Genomic DNA, 16099 nt, shown 5'->3' with positions numbered 1-16099 from the left:
TCCGCGCATCCAGCGGCTTCAAGCAGTTCCATGATCATCCGGTTGCTGTCGGCGGCGCTCGTCGCCGGCTTCCTCGCGTCCGTCGTCGCGACGGGCCTGCAGCTCACGCTGACCTCCCCGCTGATCCTTCAGGCGGAGACCTATGAAGGCGAGGGCGCGCATGCCGCCCTCCCGCCCTCCCGCGATGAGACCTCCTTCGCCGCCCTGATCGTCCCGGCCCACGCCCATGCGCATGGCGAGGGCGGACACGATCACGGCAAGGCCGACGCGTGGCAGCCCGCGCCGGGCCTGCAGCGCATGGCCTTCACCGGTCTCGCCACGCTGGTCGGCGGCGTCGGCTACGCGCTGCTGCTCGCGGCGGTGATGCTGGCGCTGCGCCGCGAGCCGACCCCGCAGGGCGGACTCGTCGTCGGCATCGCCGGCTTCCTCGCGGTGGTCCTCGCCCCGGCCATCGGCCTGCCGCCGGAATTGCCCGGCATGGGCGCGGCGCCGCTCGTGCTGCGCCAGTCGTGGTGGCTGATGACGGTGGTGGCGACCGGGCTCGGCCTCTACCTGATCGCCGTGCGGCGGGTGCCGCTGACGATCCTCGGTGGCCTCGTCCTCATCGTCGCGCCGCATCTTGCGGGCGCGCCGCAATCGATCGACACCGTCTCTTCGCAGGTGCCGCCGGCCACGGCCGCTCAGTTCGCCGCGCGCGCGCTCGCCATCGGCTTCGTGTTCTGGGCGGTGATCGGGCTCGCCTATGGCTGGGCCTGGGGCCTGTTCGGCCGCGAGGCGGGTGCCCGTGCGAATGCCTGATCCCGATACCGCCATCCTGTCGGTCTGCACCACCTGCCGCGCGGCGGGCGATGTCTCCGAGCCGCGCGCCGGGGCCAAGCTGCTGGCCGCGCTGCTGGCGGAGGCCGGGCGCGCGCCCGTGCCGGGCCTGACGATCGAGGGTGCCGAGTGCCTCTCGGTCTGCAAGCGGCCCTGCACCGTCGCGGTCGTCTCGCCCGACCGCTGGACCTACGTCTACGGCGACTTCGACGCGCTCGAAGATCCCGACACCTCCGCCCGCACCATCCTGGCGGGTCTGCGTCGCTACCTCGAGACCCCCGACGGCGTCGTGCCCTGGCGCGAACGGCCGGAGGCGTTTCGCAAGGGCGTCGTCGCCCGCATCCCGCCGCTCAAGGCGGCCCGAGGGGAGACCCCATCATGAGCCTCGTCGAAAAAATCCCCTGCACCATCGTCACCGGCTTCCTCGGAGCCGGCAAGACGACGCTCGTGCGCCACACCGTCGAGAACGCCCGCGGGCGCCGCCTCGCCATCATCGTCAACGAGTTCGGCGATCTCGGCTTCGACGGCTCGTTCCTCGCTGCCTGCGGCATCGAGGGCTGCAACGAGGATTCGGTGGTGGAGCTGCCCAACGGATGCATCTGCTGCACCGTGGCCGACGATTTCGTGCCGGCGCTGACCAAGCTGCTCGACCGGCCCGAGCCGCCGGAGCACATCCTGATCGAGACCTCCGGCCTCGCCCTGCCCAAGCCCCTAGTCCAGGCGTTCCAGTGGCCGGCGATCCGCTCGCGGGTCACCGTGGACGGCGTCGTCGCGGTGGTGGACGGCCCGGCGGTCGCCGCGGGGATGTTCGCCGAGGACCCCGACGCCCTCGCCAACCAGCGCGCGGCGGACCAGTCGGTCGATCACGACAATCCGCTGGAGGAAGTGTTCGAGGACCAGATCCTCTGCGCCGACCTCGTGGTGCTCAACAAGGCCGACCTGCTCGACGCGGCGGGCCGCGACAAGGTCCGCGCCGATATCCAGGCGCACCTGCCGCGCGCGGTCGAGATCGTCGAGACCGAGCACGGCCGGCTCGACCCGCGTGTGCTGCTCGGGATCGCCGCGGCGGCCGAGGACGACCTCGACGCCCGCCCCTCGCATCACGGCGAGGGCGAAGACCACGACCACGACGATTTCGAATCGGTCGCGATCCCCGTCGGCATCGCCGGCAGCCCGGAAGATCTGTCCGCCCGCGTCGAGAAGGCGGCCGAGACCGAGGGCGTGCTGCGGATCAAGGGCTTTGCCGAGGTGAAGGGCAAGCCGATGCGCCTCGTGGTGCAGGGCGTCGGCCGGCGCGTCGCCTCCCATTACGACCGCCCGTGGAAGGGTTCGGAGCCGCGTGACGGACGCCTCGTCGTCATCGGCCTCAAAGGCTTCGATCAGGACGCGGTCGCCGCCGCCCTGCGCGGATGAACCGGGGCGAGGCCGCAGGCCGGCGGCCGCGCGGGCTCTGGCTCGCGGTCCCCGTCCTCGCCCTGCTCGCCGGTTGTTCCGACAGCGGGCGCGAGGCGGACGGGGCGATGCGGATGGCCCAAGCCCCTGCGCCCGCGCCCTTCGTCTCCGCCGCGCGTGACGGAAGCACGGCCAAGCTCGCCTATCGCCACGATCTCACCGTCGGCCTCGGGCCGGACCGGGTGGCGCCGCACTTCGCCGCCGCCCGCGACCGCTGTCTCAACGAAGCTGCGACCTGCACGCTGCTGAATTCCTCGATCCGGGACGGCAACGGCGCGAGCCCGCCGCAGGCGCAGATCGAGGTGCGGCTGCCGCACGCCGCGGTCGCTCCTTACGTCGCCTTCGTCACCGGTCCGCTGCCGGGCGAGGCGGCGGGCGACGTCGTGCTGATCGAGCAGGCGACCCGCGCCGAGGATCTGACGGCCTCGATTGCCGATACCGGCCGGCGCCTCGCCCAGCTCAACGATTACCGCACCCGCCTGACCGCGCTCGCCGAGAAGCCGGACAACCGGGCCGAGGATCTGATCAAGATCGCGGGCGAGCTGGCGCAGGTTCAGAGCCAGATCGAGGAGGCGGAGGGGACGCGCCGCGGGCTCGACGAGCGCGTGGACACCGAGATCGTCACGGTGGACTTCCGCACCAGCCGGGCGCGGGCCGGCGCCTTCGCTCCGGTGCAGGAGGTCTGGGCCCGCAGCGGACCGATCCTCGGCGAGAGCGCGGCCTCGGCCCTCCGCTTCACCGTCGCGAGCCTGCCCTGGCTGCCGATTGTTCTTTTTGCCGCCTTGCTCCTCCGGCTGGTCTGGCGCATCCGGCGCAAGCGGGCCCATCCGGCGCGCGTCCCGTTGGAGCCGTGAGGGCGCCCGCGCCATGCACCTGATCCGCCTCGATACGGTCTCCCTCGACGAGGGCGAGGCGGCGGTCGATCTCGGCCAGAGCCCGGGCGAGATCGTCTTCCTGTCGTTCACCGATACCGACCTCGCGGCCGTCGCGCGCGCCCATGCGGCCGAGCCCGGCCTGCCCACGCTGCGGCTCGCCAAGATGGCGCAGCTGCGCCACCCGATGTCGGTCGATCTCTACGTCGATGCGGTGATCGCCCGCGCCAAGGTCTGCGTGATCCGCTGCCTCGGCGGGCTCGACTATTGGCGCTACGGCATCGAGCGGGCTGCCGCGGCGGCACGGGCGCAGGGGGTCAAACTTGCGGTTTTGCCCGGCGACGACCGGCCGGACCCGCGCCTCGACGCCTTCTCGACCGTGCCGCCCGAGACCTGCATCCGCCTCGACGCCTATTTTCGCGCGGGTGGCCCGGAGAACCTGAAGAACCTGCTGCGCAGCCTCGCGGCGGAGGCCGGCGCCGTCTTGGAGCCCGAGCCGCCGAAGGCATTGCCGCGCGGCTTCGCGTGGTGCCCCGGCTGCGGGCCCGTCGCGCTCGAGACGGCGATGCGGGCCGCCGGGCCGGGGCCGCTGGCGCTGCTGCTGGTCTACCGCTCGGCGGTGCTCTCCGGCGAGACGGCGCCGGCCCTGCAGCTGGCCGCCGCGCTGACTGAGCGCGGCATCGGCAGCGTCACGCTCGCGGTGTCGAGCCTGAAGGACCCGGAGGCCGTGGCGAGCTTGCGCGCGGCGTTGGCCCTGCGCCGGCCGGACATCGTGCTGGCCGCTACCGCCTTCTCCGCCCGCGACGATGCCGGCTTCGTGCTCGACGCCGCCGATTGCCCGGTGATCCAGGCCTATACGATCGGCGCGCCCCGCGACGCCTGGGCCGCCTCGGGTCGGGGCATGAACGCGTCCGACCTCGCCATGCAGGTGGCTTTGCCGGAATTCGACGGGCGGCTCTCGGGCTTCCCGATCTCGTTCAAGGAGGAGGCCGCGGCGGTCGAGGGCTTTTCGGAGCGCCGCGCCGTGCCCGATCCCACGGGCATCGCCGAGCTCGCCGAGCGCGCCGCGGCGTGGGTCCGCCTGCGTCGAACGCCGCGCGAACAACGCCGGCTGGCGATGGTGCTCTCCGATTACCCCGCCCGCGGCGGCCGCGCCGGCTACGCGGTCGGCCTCGATACGCCGGAAAGCGCCCGCGCCATCGCGGCCGACCTCGCCGCAGCGGGCTTTGCCGCGGGCGAGTTGCCTGACGCGGGCGCGCTGATGGCGTCGCTGACGGAGGGCGAGCCGAGCTTTTCGGTATCGCTGACCGATTACGCGGCGTGGTTCGGGGGGCTGCCGGAGGAGCGCCGGACGGAGCTGACGGAGCGCTGGGGCGCACCGGAGGACGACCCGCTCTGCCGGGACGGGGCGTTCCGGTTCCGGATGGTCTGCGCGGCGCAAAACCCTCCCCCCTCTGCGGGGGAGGGTGCCTGCGAAGCAGGCGGGAGAGGGGCCAGCTCAGGTCTTTCTGGAACGGGCGCTCCCCTCACCCGACCCCCTTCGGGGGCCACCCTCTCCCGCAGAGGGGAGAGGGATGAGAGTCTCACCCTCTTCCTTCAGCCTGATCGCGGCCGCGCCGCCGATCGCAAGGCCGGCTACCATGACCCCGACGAGCCGCCGACCCACGCCTATCTCGCCTTCTACCTGGGCGTTCGGAGGGCCTTCGTCGCGCTGATCCATCTCGGCACCCACGGCACCACCGAGTGGCTGCCCGGCAAGGCGGTGGCGCTGTCGCCGGATTGCTGGCCGGCTTTGGCCGTCGGGGCGCTGCCGGTGGTCTATCCGTTCATCGTCGACGATCCCGGCGAGGCCGCGCCGCTCAAGCGCCGGCTCGGCGGGATCGCGCTCGGCCACCTCACCCCCACCGTCGAGGCGGCCGGGCTCACCCCCGAGGCCGCGGCGCTGCGCGAACTGGTCGAGGAATACTCCGCCGCGAGCGTGCTCGATCCGCGCCGGGCCGGGCTGATCGCCACGGCGATCCTCGACGAGGCGGCCTCGGCCGGCCTGCTCGAAGGCGCGGGCGTCGATGGCGACACGCCGATGGCCGACGCGCTGACCGCGCTCGACGCGCATCTGTGCGATCTGGGCGAGACCCCTTTTCGCGATGGCCTGCACGTGTTCGGCCGTGCACCCGCCGATGCCTCGGAGGCGGTCCAGTCGAGCGCGGAGGCGGAGCGCGCTGCCCTAGCCGCCGCCCTCGACGGCTGCTTCGTCGCTCCGGGCCCCGCCGGCTCGCCCTCGCGCGGGCGCCAGGACGTGATGCCGACCGGCCGCAACCTGACGACGCTCGATCCGCGCGCCCTGCCGACCCGCGCCGCGACCATGCTCGGCGCCAAGGCGGCGGACGCGGTGGTGCTTCGCTACCTTCAGGACGAGGGCGAGTACCCGGCCCGCATCGTCATGGATCTCTGGGCCTCGCCGACGCTGCGCACCGGCGGCGAGGACGTGGCGCATGCGCTGGCCCTGATGGGTGTGCGCCCGGTCTGGGACCATGCCTCGACCCGTGTCACCGGCTTCGAAGTGCTGCCGCTGGCCCTTCTCGACCGGCCGCGCATCGACGTGACCTGCCGCGTCTCCGGCGCGTTCCGCGACACCTTTCCCGAGACCCTGGCGCTGCTCGACCGCGCGGCCCGCGCCGTCGCCGCCCGCGAGGAGGAGGACGAGGAAAACCCGCTCGCCGCCGCCCGGCGCCGGGGCGAGTCCGCCGCCCGCATCTACGGCGCGGCCCCCGGCCGCTACGGCGCGGGCGCGGCCGAGACCGCGCTCGACGGCGCGTGGGAGGCGCGCGCCGATCTCGGCACCGCGTATCTTGCTGCCACCACCCACGCCTACGGCGACGCGGAAGGCGCGGATGCGGATTTCGCCGCCCGCGTCGCGGCGGCGGACGCCTATGTCCACGCCTTCGACGTCGCCGAGCGCGACCTGCTCGACGGCGATGCAGCCGCCGACGCCATGGGCGGGTTCTTTGCCGCCGCCGCGTCCGAGGGGAGGGCGCCCGCGCTCTACAGCCTCGATGTCTCGAATCCGGAGGCGCCGCGCACCCGCACCGCCCGCGAGGACGTCGCCCGGCTGATCCGCGGCCGGCTCGGCCATCCGCGCTGGATCGCGGCGCAGCTCCGCCACGGCTACCGCGGCGCGCAGGAATTCGCACAGGGCATCGACGCGGTGTTCGTGCTCGCCGCCGCCACCGATGCGGTGTCGAGCCAGGATCTCGATCGGCTCTACGGCGCCTGGATCGCCGACCCGGAAACCTTCGACGCCTTGAAGGCGGCGAACCCCGAGGCGACCCGCGCCATCCTCGAGCGCTTCGACGAGTTGCGCGCCCGCGGCCTGTGGCAGAGCCGGCGCAACGCCGCCCCGGCCGACGCTTTGCTGGCCGCCGAATGAGCGCCCGCCGCACCCTGCCCGAAGGCGCCCGCCGCGGCTGGTGCCCCTCGCTCGCCCGGCCGATGCCGACCGGCGACGGGCTGCTCGCCCGCATCCACCCGCCGCTCGGGCGCCTGACGCCGGCGCAGTTACGCGCGGTGGCGGACGGCGCGCGGGCCTACGGCAACGGCCATATCGACGTGACCGCCCGCGGCAACCTCCAGATCCGCGGCGTCAGCGAGGCGAGCGCCGCGCCGCTTGCCTGCGCCCTCGCGCAAGCCGGCCTCGGCGACACCCGCGACGACGGCGGCCCGCAGCGCCTGACGCTGACGGCGCCGCTCGCCGGCCTCGATCCCACGGAACAGATCGACGTGCCGTCGCTCGCCCGCGCGGTGGAGGCGGCGGGGCTCGCGGTGCCGGGCCTGCCACCCAAGACGCTGGTGGCGATCGACGGCGGCGGCGCCCACGGCCTCGGCACGGTCGAGGCCGATTTCTTCCTGTTCGCCGAGGGGCAGGGGCAGGTCGCCTTCGGCCTCGCGACCGAAACCGGTCCCCTGCGCTGCGGCGTGCTGCCCGAGCGCCAGGCGGCGGGCGCCATCGGCCTTGCGCTCGCGGCCTTCGCCGAGATCGGTGGGCGCCGGATGCGCGACCTCGACGCCCATGGCCGGGCCGTGATCGCGGCGGTGGCCGGCTTCTTCCCGTTCGAGCCGACGCCGCTCGCGCCGGCTCCGGCTCCGGCCGCGCCGGGGCTCGCCGTCCTGACCGCGGACAGAGCGGCGCTCCTCGTCCAGGCGCCGTTCGGCCGCTGCACCGCGGATCGGCTGGAACAGGTCGCCGCGCTGGCCGGGGCGCAGGACGTGCGGCTGAGCGCGGAGCGCGGCCTCGCCCTCGTCGTTCCCGCAAGCCGCTCCGCCGTCCTCCAGGCCGAATTGGCGCGGGCCGGCTTCATCGTGGCGCCGGACGATCCGCGCCGGGCGGTCGCCGCCTGCCCCGGTGCGCCGGCCTGCCGCTCCGGCACGACCCCGGTGCCCGACCACGCCGCCCGGCTGGCGCAGGCGCTGGCGCCGCTGGCCGGCCTCACCGCTCATGTCTCGGGCTGCGCCAAGGGCTGCGCCCATCCGGGCCCCGCCGATCTGACCCTGGTGGGCCGCGACGGCGCCTACGATGTGGTGCTCGCCGGGCCCCCCTCTGGCGAGCCGGCAACGCGTCTCGCTTTCGAGGTGGCGCTGGACCGGATAAGGAAGGCCGCAGCCGCCGGGCTTCCGGCGCTGGACCCCGTGTTTCAAGACGACGTGCCAGGATAACGTGCGATGAGTGCCCGCCACGACTACATCCGCGACGGCGGCGCGATCTACGCGCGCTCCTTCGCGATGATCCGCGCCGAATCCGATCTCGCCCGCTGGTCCGGCGCGGCCGAGCGCGTGGTGGTGCGGATGATCCATGCCTGCGGCATGACCGACCTGCCGCGCGACGTGGAGATGTCGGACGATTTCGCCGCGGCCGGCGAGGCGGCCTTGAAGGCCGGCGCGCCGATCCTCTGCGACGTGCGCATGGTCGCCGACGGCGTGACCCGCACCCGGCTGCCGGTGAAGAACGAGGTGATCTGCACGCTCGGCGATCCGCGCGTGCCGGGGCTGGCGGCCGAGATGGGCACCACCCGTTCGGCCGCGGCGATGGAGCTGTGGCGCGAGAAGCTACCCGGCAGCGTCGTCGCCGTCGGCAATGCGCCGACCGCCCTGTTCCGCCTCCTCGAACTGCTGGATGAGGGCGTCGCGCCCCCGGCGGCGGTGATCGGCATTCCCGTCGGCTTCGTCGGCGCGGCGGAATCCAAGGAGGCGCTGGCGCGGGACGGGCGCGTGCCCTTCGTCGTGGTCCATGGCCGCCGCGGCGGCAGCGCGATGACGGCGGCTGCCGTCAACGCGCTCGCGAACGAGATCGAGTGATGGAGGGGAGCGTGCGCATCGACGCGCCGGCCGAGACCACGGACGGCGCGGGCGAGACCCCCGCCGCGGCCAAAACCGGTACGCTCTACGGCGTCGGCATGGGGCCGGGCGATCCGGATTTCCTCACCGTGAAGGCGATGCGGGTGCTGGAGCACGCCCCCGTGCTCGTCCACTTCTGCAAGCGGGGCAAGCGCGGCAACGCCCGCACCATCGCCGACGCGGTGATGATCGATCCGACCCGCGAGTTTCCGCTGGCCTATCCCTACACCACCGAGCTTCACCCCGATCACCCAGAATACGTCGCGGCGTTGGCCGGCTTCTACGACGAGGCGGCGGGACGGCTCGCCGACCATCTCGGTGCCGGCCGCGACGTGGCGATCCTGTCGGAGGGCGATCCCTTCTTCTACGGCTCGTTCATGCATCTGTGGCGCCGCTTGAAGGACCGCTTCCCCGTTGAGGTGATCCCCGGCGTCACCGGCATGTCCGGCTGCTGGACCCGCGCCGGCACGCCGATCACCTGGGGCGACGACGTGCTCACCATCCTGCCGGCGACGCTGCCGCGCGAGGCGCTGGTGGAGCGGCTGAAGGGCACGGATGCGGCCGTCATCATGAAGCTCGGCCGACACCTGCCGAAGGTGCGCGGCGTGCTGGCCGAGACCGGCTTTCTGGCGCGCGCGGTCTATGTCGAGCGCGGCACCATGGCCGGCGAGCGGGTGGTGCCACTGGCCGAGAAGGAGGACGACGTCGCGCCCTACTTCTCCATGGTGCTGGTGCCCGGCGAGGGCCGGCGCCCGTGAGCGCGTCAGGGAGCGTGACGATCATCGGCCTCGGGCCGGGTGATCCGCGCCTGCTCACCGAATCGGCGCGCGACGCCCTCGACCGGGCGCAGGATCTGATCGGTTACATCCCCTACGTCGCCCGCGTGCCGGAGCGCGAGGGACTGACCCGTCACGCCAGCGACAACCGCGTCGAAGTGGACCGCGCCCGGCATGCCCTGGAACTCGCCGTGGCCGGCCGGCATGTCGCGGTGGTGTCGGGCGGCGACCCCGGCGTGTTCGCCATGGCGGCCGCCGTGTTCGAGGCGGTCGAGCAAGGCCCCGCGTACTGGCGCAACCTCGACATCCGGGTCGAGCCCGGCATCACCGCGATGCTCGCCGCCGCCGCCCGCCTTGGCGCACCGCTCGGCGGCGATTTCTGCGCGATTTCGCTGTCGGATAACCTCAAGCCCTGGGACGTCGTGACCGCCCGGCTGGAGGCGGTGCTGCGGACAGGATTCAGCGTCGCCCTCTACAATCCGATTTCCTCCGCGCGGCCCTGGCAACTCGGCAGGGCGCTGACGCTCGCCGCCGAGATCCTGCCTGTCACGACGCCGGTCATCTTCGCCCGCGCCGTGACCCGGCCGGACGAAGCGTTGCGGGTGCTGACCCTGGATGAGGCCCGCACCGCGCCGGCCGATATGGCGACCATGATCATCATCGGCGCCGCCACGACGCGGCTGATCGAGCGGGAGGGGCGTCTGCCCTTCGTCTACACGCCGCGGAGCGTCACGCTCTGACGCGGACACCTCCGCAGCGTACTCCTACAATCGAAGGATGTGCCGTTCCGAGGTTCAGGTCCCAGAATCCGGCGCTCTCCAAGCTTTAGAAGACGTTGAAGAACCACAGCAGAAGAATGATCGGCAGCGGAATGCCGATCAACCAGAGAAGTCCACCTTTGAGCATCGTGCTGTCTCCCGTGTGATGGAGGCGGTGACGCGCACTCCTTAGCTTATCTACCAATGAGGCTCGGTTGGCGTTCCTGATCTATGGAAAAATTCATAATCGGGCGGGTTTGCAACGACAGGCAATCGCAAGCCGCGGGTTCAGCTTTTCGGACCAAATTCCTCTGATGCGGCTTAGATAGGAATTTATGGATTGACACCGCGACGCTCCTCGTGTAGGTAAAGGGCACGCTCAAGAAGTGTGGATGGAGACACCGCGATGCCGGACCCCTCCGAGCCACGCGGCGAGCCCGAGCCGGGCGCCCCTTCGAAGCCAAGTGCCAAGAAAGCCCGCAAGCGTGTCCCGGATGCCCGGCAGCTGCGGGCGCAGTTGCGCACGCATATCGAACGGCAGATCGCTCGCTTCGATGCCGCGCTCGATACCGCGGCACCACCGGCCGGGCTGGATTCCGCGAAAGTGCTGCGCGATCTCGGCGGCCTGAAGACCATGCTCGACGACATGAAAGCGGCCGACCGGGCCGCGCGGAAGGGAGGGACGGATGGTGCAGCCAGCCGACCAACCCTGCACGCCGCCGACCTCGTGGCGATGCGCTCGGATATCGCGCGCCGCTATGCTGCATTCGCGGCGGCGGAGCCGGACGACGGCGTTCTTGACCCGTCTCTCGCCGGACCATCTGCGCCTGCTTGAGGCCGACTGGCTTCACCTCGCGCGGCACGACCAGCTTCCGCCCCCGGGAAACTGGACGACCTGGGCCGTGATCGGGGGACGCGGCTCCGGAAAAACCCGGACCGGCGCCGAATGGGTGCGCGGCCTCGCCCATGGCGACCCGGTGTTCACGCCGGAGCCGGTGGAGCGGATCGCCCTCGTCGGCGAGACCTTCGCCGATGTGCGCGACGTGATGATCGAGGGGCCGTCCGGGCTTCTCGCCCTGCCGCGTCTCGGCGGTGCGCCGCCGGTCTGGCAACCGTCGCGGCGGCGGGTGGTGTTCGGCAACGGCGCGGTGGCGCTCGCCTTCTCCGCCGAGGAGCCGGATTCCCTGCGCGGCCCGCAATTCGGTGCCGTGTGGTCCGACGAGGTCGCCAAGTGGCGCGAGGCCGAGGCCACCTACGACATGATCCAGTTCGGTCTGCGGCTCGGAACGCATCCGCGCGGTCTCGTCACCACGACGCCGCGTCCGGTGCCGCTGATCCGACGGCTGCTTGCCGACCCGCGCACGGTGGTGACGCGCTCGCGCACCGCCGACAATGCTCAGAACCTCGCGCCGAGCTTTTTGGAGGAGGTGGTCGGCCGCTACGCCGGCACCCGGCTCGGGCGGCAGGAACTCGATGGCGAGTTGATCGAGGACCGGCCGGATGCGCTCTGGACCCGTGATGCCATCGAGCGGGCGCGCGTCTCCGAGGCGCCGCCGCTGCAACGCATCGCCGTCGCCATCGATCCGCCGGCCTCCTCCCGTGTCGGAGCCGATGCCTGCGGCATCGTCGCGGCCGGGCTCGCGGCCGACGGAACCGCATACGTGCTGGCCGATGCAACTTTGGAACAGGCTGCACCCGCCGTCTGGGCGCGAGCCGCACTGGCCCTGTACCACCGCCTGGCGGCCGACGCGCTGGTAGCCGAGGTCAACCAGGGTGGCGAGATGGTTGTCGCGGTGTTGGCGGAAGCCGACCCGAGCGTGCCTGTTGCGACGGTGCGAGCGACGCGGGGCAAGCTGCTGCGGGCCGAGCCGGTCTCGCTGCTCTACGCCCAGGGGCGCATCCGCCATGTCGGGCCATTACCGGCGCTGGAGGACGAGATGTGCGCCTTCGGTCCCGGCGGTCTGCCCGGTGGCGGTTCGCCGGATCGGCTCGATGCGCTGGTCTGGGCGCTCACGCACCTGATGCTCGCGCCGTCCGTCGAGCCGCGTATCCGCTGGCTCTGACGGCGCAGTTAATTTCACGTGAAACATTGCAAGCGGGAGGCGTGCCATGCCTGGATTCATCGCGCGGCTCGCGAGGGCGGCGGGGCTCGTCCCCGAGACGAAAGCAAGCGCGGCTTTTGCGCTTTACGGCGAGGGACGAGCGGTCTGGACCGCGCGCGACTACACGGCTTTGGCCCGCGAGGGATTCCAGCGCAACGCTGTCGTCCACCGCTCGGTCCGGCTCGTCGCCGAAGCCGCGGCCTCTCTGCCGCTGACGCTAGCCGGCGCCGAGGATGCCCATCCCTTGCTGGGATTGCTCGCCCGGCCGAATCCGCGCGAAGGCGGGATGCGCTTCCTCGACGGGATCTACGGGCACCTCCTCGTGTCCGGCAATGCTTACATCGAAGCGGTCGAGATCGATGGCCGGCCCCGAGAACTGTTCTCCCTGCGTCCCGACCGGATGCAGGTCGTGGCCGGCGCCGACGGCTGGCCCGCGGCTTACGAGTACGCCGTTGGGGGGCGCCGACTCCGCTACCAGCAGACCGGCGCCGTGCCGCCGATCCTGCACCTGACGCTGTTCAACCCGCTCGACGACCATTACGGCCTCTCGCCGATGGAGGCGGCGGCGGTCCCGCTCGACATTCACAACGCGGCTGGCGCCTGGAACAAGGCCCTGCTCGACAACGCCGCCCGCCCCTCCGGCGCCCTGGTCTTCGCGCCCTCGACCGGCGCCGCCTTGAGTGACACGCAGTTCACGCGGCTCAAGGCCGAGCTGGAGACAAGCTACCAGGGCAGCGCCAATGCCGGCCGGCCGCTGCTGCTCGATGGCGGACTCGATTGGCGGCCGCTCTCGCTCTCACCGAAGGAGATGGACTTCGTCGAGGCGAAGGCAGCCGCGGCTCGCGAGATCGCGCTCGCCTTCGGCGTGCCGCCGCTCTTGCTCGGCCTTCCCGGTGACAACACCCACGCGAACTACGCCGAGGCCAACCGTGCCTTCTACCGCCAGACGGTGATCCCGCTGGTGCGCCGCACCGCCGATTCGCTCGCGCGCTGGCTGGAGCCCGCCTTCGGCCCCGCTCGGTTGGAGCCGGATCTCGACGCCGTCGAGGCCCTGGCGACCGAGCGCGAGTCGCTCTGGCGCCGGGTCCAGGGCGCGGACTTCCTGTCGGTCGCCGAGAAGCGCGAGGCCGTCGGCTACCCTCCCCAAAGTCCGGGGCAAGGCACGGGCTCTCCGGCCTGAGGCCCCGGCGGGTTTCGCGCAGAGCCCGCTCTTCACTCCTCTTGTCGAGGTCTTGTCATGGATGGCCATTTCACCGGCTACGCCAGCCTGTTCGGCGTGCCCGATCTCGGCCGCGACACCGTCGCGCCGGGGGCGTTTGCCGCGAGCCTCGCCCGGCGGGGCGCGCGCGGGGTGCGGATGCTGTGGCAGCACGATCCAGCCGAGCCGATCGGCTCCTGGCTCTCCCTCAAGGAGGATGGCCGGGGCCTGCGCGTCGCAGGCCGGCTCAACCTCGCGGTTCAGCGCGCCCGCGAGATCGACGCGCTGATGCGCGAGGGCGCCCTCGATGGGCTCTCCATCGGCTTTCGCGTCGTGCGGGCTTCGCCTGAGCGCGGCGGGCGTCGGCTGATCGCCGTCGATCTCTGGGAGGTCTCGCTGGTGACCTTCCCGCTGCAGCCCGACGCGCGGGTGATCCGCGCCGCAGCACCCCGCCCCTTGGTCCGGCCGCGCCTGCGCCTGGCGGCCCCGCCGCTCGCGGCGCGCGCCTGAGCTTTTCTGTCTTCCTTCACCAACGAGGATGCCATGACCGAGATGCGTTTCGAGACCAAGGCCCCCACCGGCCTGCCCGAGAACAAGGCGGCGACCTTTGGCACCGAAGCGGTGCTCGACGAGTTCGCCCGCGCCTTCGAGGCGTTCAAGGAGGCCAACGACGTCCGCCTCTCCGAGATCGAGACCCGGCTCACCGCGGATGTGGTGACCGAGGAGAAGCTCATCCGCATCGACGCCGCCCTCGATCAGGCGAAGAACCGCCTTGATCGGATCAGCCTCGACCGTGCCCGGCCGCCGCTCGGCGGGACGGAGCCGGCGCGCGACGCCTCCGCCACCGAGCACAAGGCGGCATTCGACCTCTATGTTCGAGCCGGCGAGAGCGCCGGCCTCAAGCGGCTGGAGGAGAAGGCACTTTCCGCCGGCTCCGGGCCGGATGGCGGCTACCTCGTGCCGCCGACGATCGAGCGCGAGGTGCTGCGTCGGCTCGCCGAAATCTCGCCGATCCGCGCGATCGCCACGGTGCGGACCGTCTCCGGCGGCCAGTACAAGCGCGCGGTCTCGGTCAACGGTCCCGCCGCCGGCTGGGTCGCCGAGACCGCGCTCCGGCCGCAGACCGACACGCCGAACCTGTCCGAGCTGAGCTTTCCGGCGATGGAGCTCTACGCCATGCCGGCAGCGACCCAGACGCTGCTCGACGACGCGGTGCTCGATATCGATGCGTGGCTCGCCGAGGAGGTAGAGGCGGCCTTCGCCGAGCAGGAGAGCGTCGCCTTCGTCACCGGCAATGGCGTCGGTCGGCCGAAGGGCTTTCTCAGCTACGACACCGTGGCCAACGCCAACTGGGCTTCGGGCAGGCTCGGCTTCATCGCGACGGGGGCGGCCGGCGCCTTCCCCGCGAGCAACCCGAGCGACGTACTGTTCGATCTGATCTACGCGCTGCGTGCCGGCTATCGCCAGGGTGCGAGCTTCGTGATGAACCGGCGGGTGCAGAGCGCGATCCGCAAGTTCAAGGACGCGGACGGCAACTACCTCTGGCAGCCGCCGCTTGCCGCCGACCGGGCCGCGACGCTGATGGGCTTTCCGCTGGTCGAAGCCGAGGCGATGCCCGACATCGCCGCTGGCAGCCACGCCATCGCCTTCGGCGACTTCAAGCGCGGCTACCTCGTCGTGGACCGCGTCGGCCTGCGGACGCTGCGCGATCCCTACTCCGCCAAGCCCTACGTGCTGTTCTACACCACCAAGCGCGTCGGCGGCGGGGTGCAGGACTTCGCCGCGATCAAGCTGCTCCGGTTCGCCTGATCGCTTTCAGTACATCCGCCGCCGGCCGGGCCGGGCCATCCACTCGGTGCGCCCGGCCTGCGCCGCCGCCATGTCGGCGGTCATCGCTTCCATCTCGGCGGTACGCGAGGAAATCCAGCTCGCGTGCTCGCCGGTGGGGGTGACGGCTGTGAAGCCGCCGCAGGCGGTGCGGGCGCGCCGGTCCTGGCGCATGGCGCCGCTCGACCAGCTCACGACGCCGACCATCTGGCCGCCGCGCAGGATCGGGCCGCCGGAATCACCCAGGCACGCGCCCGCACCGGCGGTTTCGGCCATGCGCCGCGAGTCGGTCACGACCGTCACGCGGTTGGCGACCTGCAACGAGCCGATCGACACGAGATGCGCCGTGCGCAGCGTCCGCGCGGTATTGCGGCGGTTCTCGGCGAGCACGCCGAAGCCGGCGATATCGACGTTGTCGCCCGTGGTGATCGAACCGCCGCGGGGATCGAGTGGGCGGAAGCCGGCGCCGACCGGCTGCTCCAGCTTGATCAGGGCGAGGTCGATGCCGGGCTGCTCCTCCGGCGTCGTGCCGGGGACGAATTCGGGATGCATCGAGACCGCGACCGCCCGCAGGCGGCGCTGGCGGAAATTTGGATCGACCACGACGACGTTGTAGCCGGCCTTGTGCATCACGCAGTGGGCCGCCGTCAGCACGATGTCCTGGGCGATCAGGGTGCCCGAGCAGATCTCGCCCTGCGTGCTCTCGATGCGCACCACCGAGGCACGAAGCCCGCCGGGATCACGGGAGGTGCGGCCCTCGACCACCGCTTGCGCCGAGAGGGGGACGAGACCCAGCAAGGCACCGAGCACGCACGCGCGAAGAGGGCTCGCAACCATCTTTTTTGTTCTCCCAGGGCCCAGGCGCGGTGCGCCGGATTCCATGAATGAATCCCGGACCGGTTGAAGCGTA

Annotated in this window: 15 protein-coding genes; 14 read left to right on the top strand and 1 reads right to left on the bottom strand. The window is 72.1% G+C overall.

What is annotated here, in order from left to right; all coding sequences use genetic code 11:
- The first annotated feature begins 30 nt into the window (after window positions 1-30).
- The 14 genes from OVA30_RS03590 (at window position 31) to OVA30_RS03525 (ending at window position 15171) form a co-directional block, all read left to right on the top strand.
- Window positions 31-798, top strand: coding sequence for a CbtA family protein (locus OVA30_RS03590; RefSeq protein ID WP_268174638.1), 768 nt, complete (start codon window positions 31-33; stop codon window positions 796-798).
- Window positions 791-1198 (top strand): DUF1636 domain-containing protein, encoded by a 408-nt coding sequence (locus OVA30_RS03585; protein WP_268174637.1) that lies wholly within the window; start codon window positions 791-793, stop codon window positions 1196-1198. Before OVA30_RS03590 ends, OVA30_RS03585 begins: the two co-directional genes overlap by 8 nt.
- On the top strand, window positions 1195-2229 hold the full coding sequence (gene cobW, locus OVA30_RS03580) for a cobalamin biosynthesis protein CobW (RefSeq protein ID WP_003606629.1): 1035 nt from the start codon (window positions 1195-1197) through the stop codon (window positions 2227-2229). The genes OVA30_RS03585 and cobW overlap by 4 nt, the downstream gene beginning before the upstream one ends.
- A complete protein-coding gene (locus tag OVA30_RS03575; protein ID WP_268174636.1) occupies window positions 2226-3122 on the top strand; it encodes a DUF4349 domain-containing protein in 897 nt (298 codons plus the stop codon). Before cobW ends, OVA30_RS03575 begins: the two co-directional genes overlap by 4 nt.
- Before the next feature lie 13 nt (window positions 3123-3135).
- A complete protein-coding gene (gene cobN / locus OVA30_RS03570) occupies window positions 3136-6567 on the top strand; it encodes a cobaltochelatase subunit CobN (protein WP_268174635.1) in 3432 nt (1143 codons plus the stop codon).
- Entirely contained in the window at window positions 6564-7850 is a 1287-nt protein-coding gene (cobG, locus tag OVA30_RS03565; protein ID WP_268174634.1) for a precorrin-3B synthase, read from the top strand. The genes cobN and cobG overlap by 4 nt, the downstream gene beginning before the upstream one ends.
- Window positions 7851-7856: 6 nt before the next feature.
- A complete protein-coding gene (locus tag OVA30_RS03560; RefSeq protein WP_012253060.1) occupies window positions 7857-8489 on the top strand; it encodes a precorrin-8X methylmutase in 633 nt (210 codons plus the stop codon).
- Window positions 8489-9286 carry a precorrin-2 C(20)-methyltransferase gene (locus OVA30_RS03555; RefSeq protein WP_003602221.1) on the top strand — a complete coding sequence of 266 codons (798 nt, stop codon included), beginning with the start codon at window positions 8489-8491 and terminating at the stop codon, window positions 9284-9286. The genes OVA30_RS03560 and OVA30_RS03555 overlap by 1 nt, the downstream gene beginning before the upstream one ends.
- Window positions 9283-10044, top strand: coding sequence for a precorrin-3B C(17)-methyltransferase (gene cobJ / locus OVA30_RS03550; RefSeq protein WP_268174633.1), 762 nt, complete (start codon window positions 9283-9285; stop codon window positions 10042-10044). Before OVA30_RS03555 ends, cobJ begins: the two co-directional genes overlap by 4 nt.
- A gap of 424 nt (window positions 10045-10468) precedes the next feature.
- On the top strand, window positions 10469-10897 hold the full coding sequence (locus tag OVA30_RS03545) for a hypothetical protein (RefSeq protein ID WP_042508767.1): 429 nt from the start codon (window positions 10469-10471) through the stop codon (window positions 10895-10897).
- Window positions 10860-12125 carry a DNA-packaging protein gene (locus OVA30_RS03540; protein ID WP_268174632.1) on the top strand — a complete coding sequence of 422 codons (1266 nt, stop codon included), beginning with the start codon at window positions 10860-10862 and terminating at the stop codon, window positions 12123-12125. The genes OVA30_RS03545 and OVA30_RS03540 overlap by 38 nt, the downstream gene beginning before the upstream one ends.
- A gap of 46 nt (window positions 12126-12171) precedes the next feature.
- On the top strand, window positions 12172-13344 hold the full coding sequence (locus OVA30_RS03535) for a phage portal protein (RefSeq protein ID WP_268174631.1): 1173 nt from the start codon (window positions 12172-12174) through the stop codon (window positions 13342-13344).
- A gap of 57 nt (window positions 13345-13401) precedes the next feature.
- Window positions 13402-13872: an HK97 family phage prohead protease gene (locus tag OVA30_RS03530; RefSeq protein WP_268174630.1), complete on the top strand. Its 471-nt coding sequence runs from the start codon at window positions 13402-13404 to the stop codon at window positions 13870-13872.
- Window positions 13873-13905: 33 nt separating this feature from the next.
- Complete coding sequence (locus OVA30_RS03525) at window positions 13906-15171, top strand: phage major capsid protein (protein WP_268174629.1); 1266 nt, start codon at window positions 13906-13908, stop codon at window positions 15169-15171.
- Between the two features lie 6 nt (window positions 15172-15177).
- On the opposite strand, the gene OVA30_RS03520 is transcribed toward OVA30_RS03525, so the two are convergent.
- Window positions 15178-16026: a S1 family peptidase gene (locus OVA30_RS03520; RefSeq protein ID WP_003606880.1), complete on the bottom strand. Its 849-nt coding sequence runs from the start codon at window positions 16024-16026 to the stop codon at window positions 15178-15180.
- Window positions 16027-16099: the final 73 nt, after the last annotated feature.

The organism is Methylorubrum sp. SL192, assembly GCF_026672325.1.
Classification (GTDB): domain Bacteria; phylum Pseudomonadota; class Alphaproteobacteria; order Rhizobiales; family Beijerinckiaceae; genus Methylobacterium; species Methylobacterium extorquens.
Note: the sequence above shows the minus strand (reverse complement) of the source record. Positions and strands in the feature narration are given on the sequence as shown.